A 15,365-nucleotide genomic window follows, 5' to 3' on the forward strand; every position below is an offset into this window, starting at 1 on the left:
GTGAAGTGCCGTAGCCGGCGTGAAGTGACAAGGCCTTCCGGATTCCTCGAGAGGGAAACGCACGTATGAATGAGGAAAAGCTCCGCTACTTTCTCAAGCGGGTGACCGCCGACCTGCATGAGACCCGGCGCCGCCTGCAAGAGGTGGAGTCGGAGGACCAGGAGCCCATCGCGATCGTCGGCATGAGCTGCCGCTACCCGGGCGGCGTCGGCTCGCCCGAGGATCTGTGGCGGCTGGTGTCCGAGGGCGGGGACGGCATTTCCGAGTTCCCCACCGACCGCGGCTGGGACATCGGGCGGCTCTTCGACGACAATCCGGACGGCGCGGGCACGAGCTATGTCCGGGAGGGCGGTTTCCTCCACGACGCCAACTACTTCGACCCGGCGTTCTTCGGTATCAATCCGCGCGAGGCCCTGGCGATGGACCCCCAGCAGCGGCTGCTGCTGGAGACCACCTGGGAGGTGTTCGAGCGGGCGGGCATCGACGCCACCTCCGTACGCGGCACCCGTACCGGTGTCTTCGCGGGCGTCATGTACCACGACTACGCCTCGCGGCTGCGTGCCGTGCCACCCGGTGTCGAGGGTTACCTCGGCACCGGCGGCTCCAGCAGCATCGCCTCCGGCCGGGTGGCGTACACCTTCGGCCTGGAGGGCCCGGCGCTGACCGTCGACACGGCGTGTTCCTCGTCGCTGGTGACCCTGCACCTGGCCATGCAGGCGCTGCGCAACGGCGAGTGCTCGCTGGCGCTGGCGGGCGGTGTCACGGTGATGTCGACGCCCGGCACGTTCACCGAGTTCAGCCGCCAGCGCGGGCTGTCCTTCGACGGCCGCTGCAAGTCCTTCGCGGCGTCCGCCGACGGCACCGGCTGGTCCGAGGGCGCGGGCATGCTGCTGGTGGAGCGGCTGTCGGACGCCCGCCGCAACGGCCACAAGGTGCTGGCCGTCGTCCGTGGCTCGGCCATCAACCAGGACGGCGCGTCCAACGGTCTGACCGCGCCCAACGGCCCGTCCCAGCAGCGCGTCATCCGCCAGGCGCTCGCCAGCGCCCGGCTGGCGGCCGACCAGATCGACGTGGTCGAGGCGCACGGCACGGGCACCACACTCGGCGACCCGATCGAGGCGCAGGCGCTGCTCGCCACGTACGGCAAGGAGAAGCCCGCCGAACGGCCGCTGCTGCTGGGCTCCATCAAGTCCAACGTCGGCCACACCCAGGCCGCCGCCGGTGTCGCCGGGATCATCAAGATGGTCAAGGCCATCGAGCACGGCTATGTGCCCAGGTCCCTGCACATCGACGAGCCGTCGCCGCACATCGACTGGTCGGCCGGGGCCGTCTCGCTGCTGACCGAGGGCCGGCCGTGGCCGGAGACCGGCCGTCCGCGCCGCGCCGCCGTGTCGTCGTTCGGCATCAGCGGCACCAACGCCCATCTGATCATCGAGCAGCCCCCGGCGGAGGACCCTGAGGTCGAGGAGCCCGTGGATACCCCCGCCGAGGGCACGGCGGCCCCCGCCGCGGAGACGGAGACGGTGGCACTGGCCGAGGAGACGGCCCCGCTCCGCACCCTCCCCCTCCTGCCGTGGCTGGTCTCCGCCAGGGGCGAGGACGCGCTGCGCGCCCAGGCCGCCCGGCTCCACGCCTACGTGACCGAACGCCCCGATCTTGACCCGGTGTCCCTCGGCCACTCGCTGGCCACCACCCGCGCCGCCCTGGAGAACCGCGCCGCCGTCATCGCCGGTGACCGCGCCACCTTCCTCGACCGCCTCGCCGCGCTCGCCTCCGGTGAGCCCGCCGCCGGGGTGGTCCAGGGCGTGGAGACCCGGGGCAAGCTGGCGTTCCTCTTCACCGGCCAGGGCAGCCAGCGCCTCGGCATGGGCCGCGAGCTCTACGAGGCCTACCCGGCGTTCGCCGAGGCGCTGGACGCGGTGTGCGCCGCGCTCGACCCGCGCCTCGAACGGCCGCTGAAGGACGTGCTGTTCGGGGACGACGCCGAGGCGCTCGACCGGACCGGCTTCACCCAGCCCGCGCTGTTCGCCATCGAGGTGGCCCTCTTCCGCCTCGTCGAGTCCTGGGGCCTGAAGCCGGACGTGGTCTCCGGCCACTCCATCGGCGAGATCGCCGCCGCGCATGTCGCGGGGGTGCTCTCGCTCGACGCCGCCGCCCTGCTGGTGGCGGCCCGGGGCCGTCTCATGCAGCGGCTGCCGGGCGGTGGCGCGATGATCGCCGTCCAGGCGTCCGAGGACGAGGTGGCGCCGCTGCTCACCGACCGGGTGAGCATCGCCGCGCTCAACGGCCCGACGTCGGTGGTCATCGCGGGCGACGCGGACGCGGCGCTGGAGATCGCTTCCGGTTTCGAGGCCCAGGGCCGTAAGACCAAGCGCCTCACCGTCAGCCACGCCTTCCACTCGCCGCTGATGGACCCGATGCTGGAGCCGTTCCGCAAGGTCGCGGAGAGCCTGACGTACGAGGCCCCGAAGATCCCGGTGGTCTCCAACCTCACCGGCGGCATCGCGCCCGCCGCGGAGATCGCCACCGCCGACTTCTGGGTTCGCCATGTCCGCGAGGCCGTGCGCTTCCTCGACGGCATGTGCGCGATGGAGGCGCAGGGCGTCACCACCTACCTCGAACTCGGCCCGGACGGTGTGCTGTCCGCGCTCGGCCAGGAGTGCCTGGCGGGCGAGTCCGAGCACGTGGCGTTCGCTCCTGCCCTGCGGTCCGGCCGCCCCGAGGCCGAGACCCTGACCACCGCCCTGGCCACCCTGCACACCCGGGGCACGGCCCCCGACTGGGCGGCGTACTACGCGGGCACCGGCGCCGAGCGCGTAGAGCTGCCCACGTACGCCTTCCAGCGCGAGCACTACTGGCTGGACGCGGGCACCGCCTACGGCGACGTCTCCTCCGTCGGCCTCGGCACCGCCGACCATCCGCTGCTCGGCACGGCCGTCTCCCTGGCCGACGCGGAGGGCTTCCTCTTCACCGGGCGGCTCGCGCTGGACACCCACCCGTGGCTGGCCGACCACGCCGTCATGGGCGCGGTCCTGCTGCCCGGCACCGCGTTCGTGGAACTGGCGGTGCGCGCCGGTGAGCAGGCCGGATGCGATCTGGTGGAGGAACTCACCCTGGAGGCCCCGCTGATCCTGCCCGAGCGGGGCGGGGTCCAGCTCCAGATCGCCGTGGGCGCCCAGGACGACACCGGCCGCCGCACCCTCGCCCTCCACTCCCGCCCCGACGAGGCCGGAGACGACGAGCCGTGGCTGCGGCACGCCACGGGTGCCTTGGCGGCGGGCACGGTGGAGAGTTCGTTCGACCTGAGCGCCTGGCCGCCCGCCGGGGCGGAGCGCATCGAGACCGACGGCCTGTACGAGGGCCTGGCCGAGGCGGGCTTCGCCTACGGCCCGGTCTTCCAGGGCCTGCGCGCCGCCTGGCGCGCCGCTGGCGAGGTCTACGCCGAGGTCGCCCTCCCCGAGGACACCGAACCCGGCGCCGCCCTCTTCGGCCTCCACCCGGCCCTGCTGGACGCCGTCCTGCACGCCATCGGCCTCAGCGACCTGACCGACAACCCGGGCCAGGGCGGACTCCCCTTCTCCTGGACCGGCGTCCGCATCCACTCGGTGGGCGCCGACACGGTACGCGTCCGCCTGTCACCGGCCGGAAACGGCACGGTGTCCCTCCAACTCGCGGACGTGACGGGCACCCCGGTGGCCACGGTGGACCGCCTGGCCCTGCGCACGGTCTCCCAGGACCAGCTGTCGGCCCCGGGCACCGCCCCCGACGCCCTGTTCAAGGTGGACTGGGCCCCGATCCAGGCAACGTCCGAGCCGGTGTCCACGGCCCGCTGGGCGGCCCTGGGTACGGACACGCTGGGCCTGACCACGTACGCGGACCTGGCGGCGCTGGGCGAGGCCGTCGCTTCCGGAACGGCGCTGCCGGAGTACGTAGTGGTGGCATCTCCGGCCCGTCCGGCGCTTGAGGACCGGGGTCCGGGGCGGAGCCCCGGTGGGGTTCAAGGGGCGGAGCCCCTTGTTTCGGGAAGGGGCGGGATAGGGGAAAACCCCCCACAAGCCGCACACGACGCCACCACCCAAGCCCTCGGACTGCTCCAGTCCTGGCTGGCCGACGACCGCTTCGCGGACTCGCGTCTGGTGGTCGTCACCTCCGCGACCGACCTGGCCCACGCCGCCGTCCGCGGGCTGGTCCGCTCCGCCCAGTCGGAGAACCCGGGCCGTCTGGTCCTGGTCGAAACCGACGCGGACATCTCGCTGAAGGCCCTGGCGACGGTCGTCGCAACCGGCGAACCCCAGGTGGCCGTGCGCAACGGCGAGATCCGGGCGCCGAGGCTGGCGCGGGCAGTCGTGGACGCCGACCGGGAGACCCCTGAGTGGAACCCGGAGGGCACGGTCTTGCTGACCGGTGCGTCCGGCACCCTGGGTGCTCTGTTCGCCCGCCACTTGGTGGCGGACCACGGCGTACGCCACCTCCTCCTGCTGAGCCGCCGCGGCGAAACCGTCCCCGGAGCAGCCGAACTCACCGCCGAACTCACCGAGCTGGGCGCCGAACCCCACTGGGCGGCCTGCGACGTGGCGGACCGGGACGCCCTGGCCGCAACCCTCGCCACCATCCCGGCCGAGCACCCCCTCACCGCCGTGGTCCACACCGCGGGCGTCCTGGACGACGGCGTCATCGCGTCCCTCACCCCCGACCGGCTCACCACCGTCCTCCGCCCCAAGGCGGACGCGGCGTGGAACCTGCACGAGCTGACCCAGGACGCGGACCTGTCCGCGTTCATCCTGTTCAGCTCGGCCGCGGGCGTCTTCGGCGGCGCCGGACAGGGCAACTACGCCGCGGCCAACGCCTTCCTGGACGCCCTGGCTCAGCACCGCCATGGCCAGGGCCTGCCCGCCACCTCCCTCGCCTGGGGCCTGTGGGCCGAGCCCGGTGGCATGGCCGGAGACCTGGACGAGGCGGAACTCGCCCGCCTCCAGCGCGGTGGCATCGCCGCCATCACCGCCGACCAGGGCCGGGAGCTGTTCGACCTGGCGAACGCCACGGACGACGCGCTGCTGGTCCCCATGCCCCTCGACCTGGCCGCCCTCCGGGCACAGGCAGGCGCCGGAATGCTGCCGCCGCTCTTCCGCGGACTGGTCCGCGTCCCGCCCCGCCGCGCGGCCCAGGCCGCCGCGGCCGCGCGGTCCGGCGCGCTCGCCCAGCAGCTGGCCGGGGCGGCGTCCGGCGCCGAGGCCGAGGCCATCGTCCTCGGGCTGGTCCGTACGCAGGTGGCGGCCGTGCTCGGCTATGCCGGGCCCGAAGCGGTCGAGCCCCAGCGCGCGTTCAGCGAGGTCGGCTTCGACTCGCTCACCGCCGTGGAGCTGCGCAACCGCCTGACCGCCGTCAGCGGTGTCCGGCTTCCCGCCACGCTGATCTTCGACTACCCGACCCCCGCGGCCCTCGCCGCGTATCTGCGGGCCGAGGCCCAGGGCGGTCAGGAGGCCGCGGCCGCGCCCGTGGCCGCCGCCACCGCACACGACGACGACCCGATCGCGATCGTGGCGATGAGCTGCCGGTTCCCCGGCGGGGTGACCTCGCCCGAGGACCTGTGGAAGCTGGTGGTCGAGGACACCGACGCCATCACCGACATGCCCACCGACCGCGGCTGGGACATCGAGTCGCTCTACGACGACGACCCCGACCAGCAGGGCACCAGCTACGCCCGCAACGGCGGATTCCTGCACGACGCCCACCACTTCGACCCCGTCTTCTTCGGGATCTCGCCGCGCGAGGCGCTCGCCATGGACCCGCAGCAGCGGCTGCTGCTTGAGACCACCTGGGAGGCGTTCGAGCGGGCCGGGATCGACCCGGCGGCGGTGCGCGGCAGCCGGACCGGTGTCTACACGGGCGTCATGTACAACGACTACGGCACCCTCCTGCACCGCGCCCCCGACGGCCTCGAGGGCTACATGGGCACCGCCAGCTCCGGCAGCGTCGCCTCGGGCCGGGTGTCGTACACCTTCGGGCTCGAGGGCCCGGCGGTCACCGTCGACACGGCGTGCTCGTCGTCGCTGGTCACCCTGCACATGGCGGTGCAGGCGCTGCGCAACGGCGAGTGCTCGCTGGCGCTGGCGGGCGGTGTCACCGTGATGGCCACCCCCGGTACCTTCGTGGCCTTCAGCAAACAGCGCGGCCTCGCGACCGACGGCCGCTGCAAGCCCTTCGCCGCCGGTGCCGACGGCACGGCCTGGGGTGAGGGCGTGGGCATGCTGCTGGTCGAGCGGCTGTCGGACGCGAAGAAGAACGGCCACCCGGTGCTGGCCGTCGTGCGTGGCTCGGCGATCAACCAGGACGGCGCGTCCAACGGTCTGACCGCGCCCAACGGTCCGTCCCAGCAGCGCGTCATCCGGCAGGCCCTCGCCAACGCGCGGCTGTCTCCTGCCGAGGTGGACGTCGTCGAAGCACACGGCACCGGTACGACACTGGGCGACCCGATCGAGGCGCAGGCACTGCTCGCCACCTACGGCCAGGAGCACACCGAGGAGGAGCCGCTCTGGCTGGGCTCGGTGAAGTCCAACTTCGGCCACACCCAGGCCGCGGCCGGTGTCGCCGGGATCATCAAGATGGTCAAGGCCATCGAGCACGGCGTGCTGCCGAGGACCCTGCACGTGGACGAGCCGTCCCCGCACGTGGACTGGACAGCGGGCGCGGTGTCGCTGCTCACTGACCGGACGGAGTGGCCGGAGACCGGCCGTCCGCGCCGGGCGGCGGTGTCCTCGTTCGGCATCAGCGGCACCAACGCGCACACCATCATCGAGCAGGCCCCGGCGGAGCGGCCCACGGCCGCCGACACCACCGCACCCGAGCCTGGTCCGCTGCCGTGGATCCTGTCCGCCAGGAGCGAGACGGCGCTGAGCGCCCAGGCGGAGCGGCTGCTGGCCCACCTCGACGCCCACCCCGACGGCCATCTCGACGCCCACCCGGGCCCGCGCCCGGCCGACGTCGGCTACTCCCTGGCCACCACCCGCGCCGTCCACGACCAGCGCGCGGTGCTGGTAGGAACGGACCGCGAGGACTTCACCCGCGCCCTGACCGCGCTCGCCCGTGGCGAGGCGGCGGCCCGGCTGGTGCAGGGCACCGGGACGGCCGGCAAGACGGCGTTCGTGTTCCCGGGGCAGGGGTCGCAGTGGGCCGGTATGGCGGTGGGGCTGATGGACGCCTCGCCCGTCTTCGCGTCCCGTATCCACGAATGCGCCGCCGCGCTCGCGGAGTTCACCGACTGGTCGTTGGTGGATGTGCTGCGCGAGGCGGAGGGCGCGCCGTCGCTGGAGCGCGTGGACGTGGTCCAGCCGGTGCTGTTCGCGGTGATGGTGTCCCTCGCCGAACTGTGGCGCTCGTTCGGGGTCCGGCCGTCCGCCGTGGTCGGCCACTCCCAGGGCGAGATCGCGGCCGCGTGCGTGGCCGGGATCCTGTCCCTCCAGGACGCGGCCCGTGTGGTGGCGCTGCGCAGTCAGGCGATCGGCCGGGTGCTGGCGGGCCGGGGCGGCATGGTGTCGGTGGCGCTTCCGGTGGCGGACGTACGGGAACGCATTGCCCCCTGGGGCGAGGAGCGGATCTCGGTGGCGGCCGTCAACGGCCCCTCCTCGGCGGTGGTTTCGGGTGAGCCCGAGGCGCTGGACGAGCTGCTCGCGTCCTGCGAGGCCGATGAGGTGCGGGCGCGCCGGGTGCCGGTGGACTACGCCTCGCACTCCGCGCAGGTCGAACTGCTCCGCGATGAGCTGTTGGAGCTGCTGGCCCCCGTGGAGCCCAGGGCGGCCGAGGTGCCGTTCCTCTCCACCGTGACGGGGGAGTGGGCCGACGGTTCCGAGCTGGACGCCGAGTACTGGTTCACCAACCTCCGTCGCACCGTCGAGCTGGAGGGTGCGGTCCGGCGCCTGCTGGACGAGGGCTTCGGAGCCTTCATCGAGTCCAGCGCCCACCCCGTCCTCACCATGGGTGTGCAGGAGACCGCCGAGGACGCGGGCCGTGAGGCCGCCGCGATCGGGTCGCTGCGCCGTGACGAGGGTGGTCTGGACCGCTTCTACATCTCGCTGGGCGAGGCGTGGACGCGTGGCGTGGCCGTGGACTGGGACGCGGTGTACGAGGGGACGGGCGCGGGCCGCGTCGAGCTGCCCACGTACGCCTTCCAGCACGAGCGCTACTGGATCGAGGTGCCGCTCTCGGTGGGCGACGTCGCCTCCGCCGGTCTCGGCGCCGCCGGGCATCCGCTGCTGGGCGCCGCCGTCGAACTGCCCGACTCCGACGGCTTTCTGCTCACCGGGCGGCTCTCCCTCCAGACCCACCCGTGGCTCGCCGACCACGCCGTCTCCGGCACCGTACTGCTGCCGGGAACGGCCTTCGTGGAGCTGGCGATCCGCGCCGGGGACCAGGTCGGCTGCGATCTGCTGGACGAGCTGACCCTGGAGGCGCCGCTGATCCTGCCCGCCCGGGGCGGGGTCCAGCTGCGGCTGACCGTCGGCGCGCCCGACGCGAGCGGCCGCCGGGCGCTGGAGGTCTACTCCCGCCCGGAGCCCGACGCGGACCGGGGCGCCGCCTCGGACGGGCCCTGGATCCGCCACGCCGGCGGTGTGCTGGCCCCCGGCGACGCCGCCGACAGCGGGGCGGACCTGTCCGTATGGCCGCCCGCGGAGGCCGTCGCGCTCGACGTGGACGACCTCTACGAGCGGTTCGCGGCGGGCGGCTTCGGCTACGGCCCGGCGTTCCAGGGGCTTGCGGCCGCCTGGCGGCGCGGCGCGGAGGTCTTCGCCGAACTGCGCCTGGACCAGCGGCAGCACCGCGACGCCGCGCTGTTCGGGCTGCATCCGGCGCTGCTGGACGCCGCGCTGCACGGGGTCGCGCTCGGCGACTTCCTGGGCGCCGGGGCCGACGGCATCCGGCTGCCGTTCTCCTGGAGCGGGGTCACCCTCCACGCGGCGGGCGCCACGGCGCTGCGCGTACGGATCGCCCCGGCCGGGCCGGAGGCGGTGGCGCTGACCGTCGCGGACGGACACGGTGGCGCGGTCGCGTCGGTGGACTCCCTGGTGCTGCGGCGCATCGCCCCGGAGCAGCTGCGCGCGGCCCAGATGACCTACCACGACTCGCTGTTCCGGCTGGAGTGGACGCCGGTCCCGGCGCCCTCGGCGGCCCCCGGGGCCGTCCGCTGGGCCCTGGTCGGCGAGCAGGCCGCCGCGAACGGCAGGGACCCCTTCGGGCTCGTCGACGCGCTGGGGTCCATCGGCGCCGAGTGCGCCGTCTTCCCCGATCTGACCGAGCTCGCGGCCGTGGTGGCCTCGGGCAGCCCCCGGCCCGATGTCGTCCTGCTCCCGCTCACCGGCCCCGCCGGTGGCGGCCGGCTGGCGGAGGGCGCGCGGCTGGCCACCCACGCGGCGCTGGACACCGCGCAGTCGTGGCTCGCCGAGGAGGGCCTCGCCGGGGCGCGGCTGGCGTTCGTCACCCGGAACGCGGTCGCCACGTCCCCGGACGCCGAGGTGTACGACCTGCCGCACGCGCCCGTATGGGGGCTGATCCGCACCGCGCAGACCGAGAACCCGGACCGGTTCCTGCTGCTCGACCTGGACGACGAGGGGCCCTCGGCCGACGCGCTCATGGCTGCCGCGGCAGGCGGTGAACCGCAGCTCGCGGTCCGCGCGGGCGCCCTCCACGCGCCCCGGCTGGCCCGGGTCGCGGCTCAGGCGGGGGACCGGGCGCCGGAGGGGCTGCCGGAGTTCGACCCGGACGGCACGGTCCTGATCACCGGTGCCACCGGTGTCCTCGGCGGACAGCTCGCCCGCCATCTGGTGGCCGAGCGCGGTGTGCGGCATCTGCTGCTCAACAGCCGCCGCGGCCAGCGCGCCCAGGGGATGCCCGAGCTGGTCGACGAACTGACCGCGCTGGGCGCCCGGGTGAGCGTCGCGGCCTGCGACGTGGCCGACCGCGAGGCGCTGTCGCTGCTGCTGGCCGAGGTGGACCCGGCACATCCGCTCGCCGCCGTCGTACACACCGCCGGAGTGCTGGACGACGGGCTGCTGCCCGCGCTCACCCCGGAGCGGATCGACGCGGTCTTCCGGCCGAAGGTGGACGCGGCGCTCAATCTGCACGAGCTGACGGCTGATCTGGGCCTGAAGGCGTTCGTGGTGTTCTCGTCCGCCGCCGGTACCTTCGGCGCGCCGGGCCAGGCCAACTACGCGGCCGCCAACACCTTCCTGGACGCCTTCGCCGCGCACCGCCGCTCCGCCGGGCTGCCCGCCCTCTCGCTGGCCTGGGGCCTGTGGGAGCAGCGCAGCGCGATGACCGGCGGCATGGCGGACGCGGACGTGGCCCGTATGGAGCGCTCCGGGATGGCGCCGCTGACCTCGCGGGACGGTCTGGAGCTGTTCGACACGGCGTGCTCGGTGGGCGGTGCGGCGGTGCTCGTACCGCTGCACCTGGACATCGCGCCGCTGCGCGAGCAGGCCGCCGAGGGCGCGCTGCCCGCCGTCTTCCGCGGGCTGGTCAGGGCCCCGGGCCGGCGCCGTACCGGCTCCGCCGGGGCGGCCGACACCGGCGGCCCCTCACTGGCGCGGCGGCTGGCCGGGCTGGCCGAGGCGGAGCGCGAGCAGGTCGTACTGGACCTGGTCCGTGGCCAGGCCGCCGCGGTCCTCGGCTTCGCGGACGCGGAGGCGGTGGGGGCCGCGCGGGGCTTCCTGGAGCAGGGCTTCGACTCGTTGACCGCCGTGGAGCTGCGCAACCGGCTGGGCGCCGCGAGCGGGCTGCGGCTGCCCCCGACGCTGCTGTTCGACCACCCGACCCCCGAACTGGCCGCCCGGCAGCTGCTCGCCCAGCTGGCCGGAGCGGTGGCCGCCGAGGGCGGCGCGGTGTCGGACGCGGCGCGGGACGAGGCGGCGGGCGCGGAGCCGTCGGCCGTGTTCGGCGCGATGATGCGGGAGGCCGGACAGTCCGGTCAGCAGGAGGAGTTCACCCGCCTGCTGATGGACCTCTCGCGCTTCCGCCCCTCGTTCGCGAACCCCGCCGAACTGGACCGGGCGCCCGCTCTGGTACGGCTCTCGCGCGGCGAGACCGGCCCCGCGCTGGTGTGCTTCTCCTCGATCCTGTCGATCGGCGGCCCGCACCAGTACGCGCGGTTCGCCGCCGGATTCCGCGGCCACCGGGACGTCTGGGCGCTGGGCAACCCCGGCTTCGTCGCCGGGGAGCGGCTTCCCGCCAACCCGGAGGCGGTGGTCGAGGCGCAGGCCGAGGCTGTGCTGCGGGAAACCGACGGGGCGCCGTTCGTGCTGCTGGGCCACTCCTCGGGCGGGCTGCTCGCCCATGAGGTGGCCGCGCGGCTGGAGAGCACCGGGGTCTTCCCGGACGCCGTCGTCCTGCTCGACATCTACTCCCACGACCGGGACGCGGCCGTCGCCCTCCAGCCCGGGCTGAGCGCCGGGATGGATGAGCGGAGCGCGGGCCAGGTGCCGGTGGACGACACCCGGCTGCTGGCCATGGGCGCGTACTTCCGGCTGTTCGGCCAGTGGCGGCCCAAGGAGGTCAAGACGCCGACTCTGCTGGTCCGGGCCGGCGACCGGCTCTTCGACTGGTCCCGCGACGGCGACTGGCGGTCGTACTGGCAGCTCCCGCACACCGCGCTGGATGTGCCGGGGAACCACTTCACGATGATGGAGGAACACGCCGCGACGACGGCCCGGGCCGTGGAGGACTGGCTGTCCTGACTGACGTGCGGGGGCGGACGGTGGTCTCAGGACCGGTTGAATCGGTCGGGGTCGTTGTGGTCGCGATGGCGGGGGCACTGACATGGCGGCCACGCTTGCCCCAGTGAGTAGACGTCGCCCTTCTGCCCGTCGAGGACGGCCACGATCGCGCGTCGGGTGGTGACGATCCCGTTGCGCGCCATGGTGTAGACGCGCATCGTCATCTTCGGTCGTTCGCCCCGGTCAGGCCGGTTGCCGACCATCAGCGGTCCTCCTCTCCCGGTACGGGGGCGAGGAGTTGGAGCAGGCTGCGCAGGCTCCGCTTCACCGCGCCGAGGTGGTAGGCCAGTTCTTCGGGAGTGGCGTCGGCCAGGTCAAGGGTTTCGGCTCCCGTGAGGGTCTGTCCGGCGACGATCACGACGGCCTGCTCAAGGCCGTCGCGGGTGGGCTTTCCGGCCGCGACGCACGCGGGGCACAGGCCCGAACGCGGCGCGGTGGGGTTGTGGGGCCCGAAGTCGCCGGGGGTTGCGCACAGAGCGCACCCGGGGGACAGGACGGGGGCGCTCGGCGGGTTCGTGGTCTCCATGGCCACCGGCCACTCCTCTCCGTAGTGATTCCACTACCAAGCGAGTTCAGCGTGGCCTACTGTGGAGACCCGTTCAACGTGTCAGCACAGGATGGAAGGCCAGGGAACGACCTGTGAACAAGAACGAGTTGAACCCGGACGCCTCGCCCGAGGCGGCCTATGGCGCGCGTTTACGGAGCCTGCGGGAGGCTCGTGGCTGGACTCAAGAGGACCTTGCCGCACGTGCGGAATATTCCAGTGTGCATGTTTCGGCCGTCGAAAATGGTCGGAAACCTCCGACCCTCCGTTTCTCGCGCAGCGCGGACCGCGCCTTCGGCATCGAGGGTGAAGACACGTTTGAGCGCCAGTTCCGCGAGATCCGCCATGGCAGCCTGCTGGAGGGGTTCCCGGAGTTCGTCGACCACGAGGGGCGCGCGGCGGAGATCCGGCTGTACGAAGTGGGGGTCATTCCAGGTCTGCTTCAGACACCGGAATATGCAACGGTCCTGGCGGACAGCACCGTCAAGCGGGGGGCGATCACAGCCGAGCAGGCGGAGGAGCGGGTCACGCTCCTCGCGGAGCGGCAGACCGCGCTCGTCCGGACGCCCCCGCCGCTGATCTCTGCGGTGCTGGACGAAAGCTGTCTGTGTCGGCCCGTCGGTGCACCCGCCGTCATGAACGCCCAGTTGGAGCGGCTGATCGAGTTCGCCGAGCTGCCGAACACCGTGCTCCAGGTCGCTCCGTTCAGCATGGGGGCTCGCCGACCGTTCGACCTGCCGGTCACCATCCTCACGATGTCGGACCGGTCGCTCCTGTCGTACGCCGAGTCCGCCCAGCGGGGGCATCTGGAACGGGACGGCAGGTTCGTCCTGCCCGTGCTGGCGGCCTACCATCAGCTACAGGCCGAAGCCTGCTCGCAGGCGGAATCTGTGACCACGATCAGTCAGTTGCGAAAGGGCACCCCGTGACGACCGAATCCCCCCGTTGGTTCAAGTCCTCCTACAGCAACAACGGCGGCCAGTGCATAGAGGTCGCCGCCAACCTCGTCGCCTCGCGCGGCGTGGTCCCCGTCCGTGACAGCAAGGACCCGCACGGCCCGGCGCTCATGTTCGAGCCGACCGCCTGGTCGTCGTTCGTATCCGCCGTCAGGTGCGGGGAGTTCCCCACCACCTGATCCAGCCGCCAACCAGCGACCGAAGCGATCGGCCCCCGGCCCGGGGGCCGTCGTCGTGTCGGCACACTGCCGCGCCGCCCGCGTCCGGCTCCGCTCTGACCTGCGCCTGCTCGGTGCCGGTTCGGCCGAAGGCTCGGGGAAGAAGGATTCACTCCGCACATCCCCAAGCAGGGCAACGTAGATGCCTACCCGTGGGATGTGGCTTTGGCCGCCCTTAGCCCTCGGCACGGACCCGGTCGAGGTAGTCATGACGATCGGAGAGGCTGACGTGCACCGACGCCGGTTCCTGACTGCCTCCGCCTACTCCATGGCCGCCACCGTGCTGCCGCTGGGCTACGTCAAGGAGATGGCCGAACGTACCGCCGCCGCCCGCGGCGGAGCCGTCATCGGCGCCGCGGAGGTCACCGCGGTGCGCGACATGGTGGGGCTGTTCGCCGAGATGGACGAACGCCTCGGCGGCCGGCACGGACGGGCCGCGTTCGTGCAGTACCTCATCACCGACATCACGCCGCTGTGCCAGGCCCGCTTCCACAACGACGACCTGCGCTGCCAGATGCTCCCCCTCGCCTCCTCCGCCGCCCACCTGGCGGGATGGAAGGCGTACGACAGCGGCGAACAGGGCCTGGCACAGCGGTACTACCTGCAGTCCTTCGCCCTGGCGGTGGAGTCCGGCGAGCCCGGCCAGGACGGGTTCGTGATGCGCACCATGTCCCAGCAGGGCATGAAGCTGCACCGCCCCGAGCACTGCCTCGACCTGGCCGCGAGCGGTCTTGCCCGCGCCAACGGCCAGGTTCCGGCTCATGCCCAAGCGCTGTTCCACATCACCCACGCTCACGCCCTGGCCAAGACCGGCCAACGCCGCCAGGCGGTCGCCGAGATCGAAGCCGCCCGCGCAGCCCTGGACACAGGCCGTGGCGACCAGGTCCCGTTCTGGGCACTGGCCTGGGGGCCGCCGGAGGCGACCGTCGTCTCCCGTACCGCCAAGGTCCTCGAAGACCTCGGCGATCACCGGCGTGCCAGCCAGTACTACGCCCACGCCGCCGCCTCCCGCCCCTCCGGTACCTACGCACGCATCGTCGCCCTGGATCTGGTCGCCGCCGCCGAGTCCCAGCTCAACCAGGGCAGCGTCGAAGAGGCATGCACCACGTGGAGCCGGGCGATGGACCGCATGGACGGCGTGGCCTCCGCCCGCACCCGCAAGGCGGTACGGAACATACGCCGCAACCTCGCCCCCTACCGCAGTCGCGGGCTGCGATGCGCCGCCGACCTCGATGAACGCGCCACCAGCTTCCTCACCCGCGTCTGACCGACAACGGGCCCTAGGCACCCGGTCGTCTTCCGCGATGTGGGGCTCGCTGCCCAGTCTCCGGGCTGAGCGGATCAAAGATCGCTCCCTTGGATCGCACCCGATGCGTCTGTGCTCCAAGTCGCCCTGCTCGACATGGGGGCGCGCCGCCCGTTCGACCTGCCGCTCTATATCCCGACGATGTCGGACCGTTCGCTCATGTCATACGCGGAGTCCGCCCAGCGGGGCCAATTTGAACGGGAAAGCACCTCAGTCGTGCGGGTCTCGGTTCAGGATCGGGTCTCGGTTCAGGTCGGTATGGGCTTCTCGGCTCGGTCGGGTGCGGGTTTCGTCTCGCGCCTTCGGCGCAATTGAGCAGCGGCGGCGGGGCGGGGGGTTCGCGCCGCGTCGCCGGACGCCGGGCCGGTGGATGCGAGCGCCGGTGGCGGCACCTGCGCCCGGGAGCTGGGGCCGATACCGGACTGACGGCCCCTCCGAGCACCCCTCGATAAAACGCTTGATCTGAAGCAACTAATTTGGCAGACGTTTCGGAGAGGGGTACCCCCAACCCCTGACAGCAAGGACCCGCACGGCCCGGCGCTCATGTTCGAGCCGACCGCCTGGGAGTTCCCCGCCACC

At 73.1% G+C, this 15,365-nt stretch carries 6 protein-coding genes and 1 pseudogene; 5 read left to right on the forward strand and 2 right to left on the reverse strand.

The genetic code is table 11. The annotated features are described in order from the left end of the window. Nucleotides 1-65: 65 nt before the first annotated feature. Complete coding sequence (locus LIV37_RS31995) at nucleotides 66-11,723, forward strand: type I polyketide synthase (protein ID WP_121824266.1); 11,658 nt, start codon at nucleotides 66-68, stop codon at nucleotides 11,721-11,723. A gap of 26 nt (nucleotides 11,724-11,749) precedes the next feature. Here LIV37_RS31995 and LIV37_RS32000 read toward each other — a convergent pair whose 3' ends face one another. Both LIV37_RS32000 and LIV37_RS32005 read right to left on the reverse strand, forming a co-directional pair. Next, nucleotides 11,750-11,965 (reverse strand): hypothetical protein, encoded by a 216-nt coding sequence (locus LIV37_RS32000; protein WP_020871232.1) that lies wholly within the window; start codon nucleotides 11,963-11,965, stop codon nucleotides 11,750-11,752. Then, nucleotides 11,965-12,288: a hypothetical protein gene (locus LIV37_RS32005; RefSeq protein ID WP_148717785.1), complete on the reverse strand. Its 324-nt coding sequence runs from the start codon at nucleotides 12,286-12,288 to the stop codon at nucleotides 11,965-11,967. The genes LIV37_RS32000 and LIV37_RS32005 overlap by 1 nt, the downstream gene beginning before the upstream one ends. A 113-nt stretch (nucleotides 12,289-12,401) precedes the next feature. On the opposite strand from LIV37_RS32005, the gene LIV37_RS32010 reads away from it, so the two are divergent. From LIV37_RS32010 to LIV37_RS32025, 4 genes and pseudogenes are all read left to right on the forward strand, one after another. Continuing rightward, the gene (locus tag LIV37_RS32010; protein ID WP_121824265.1) at nucleotides 12,402-13,235 is read left to right on the forward strand and encodes a helix-turn-helix domain-containing protein; all 834 of its coding nucleotides are present in this window, start codon (nucleotides 12,402-12,404) and stop codon (nucleotides 13,233-13,235) included. Next, nucleotides 13,232-13,441, forward strand: coding sequence for a DUF397 domain-containing protein (locus LIV37_RS32015; protein ID WP_020871235.1), 210 nt, complete (start codon nucleotides 13,232-13,234; stop codon nucleotides 13,439-13,441). Before LIV37_RS32010 ends, LIV37_RS32015 begins: the two co-directional genes overlap by 4 nt. Nucleotides 13,442-13,688: 247 nt before the next feature. Beyond that, nucleotides 13,689-14,747: an NsdA family TPR-like regulatory protein gene (locus LIV37_RS32020; protein ID WP_020871236.1), complete on the forward strand. Its 1,059-nt coding sequence runs from the start codon at nucleotides 13,689-13,691 to the stop codon at nucleotides 14,745-14,747. 108 nt (nucleotides 14,748-14,855) lie between these two features. After that, a pseudogene (locus LIV37_RS32025) lies at nucleotides 14,856-15,005 on the forward strand (Scr1 family TA system antitoxin-like transcriptional regulator); the annotation flags it as partial. Nucleotides 15,006-15,365: the final 360 nt, after the last annotated feature.

The sequence above is a fragment of the Streptomyces rapamycinicus NRRL 5491 genome (assembly GCF_024298965.1).
GTDB classification, from domain to species: domain Bacteria; phylum Actinomycetota; class Actinomycetes; order Streptomycetales; family Streptomycetaceae; genus Streptomyces; species Streptomyces rapamycinicus.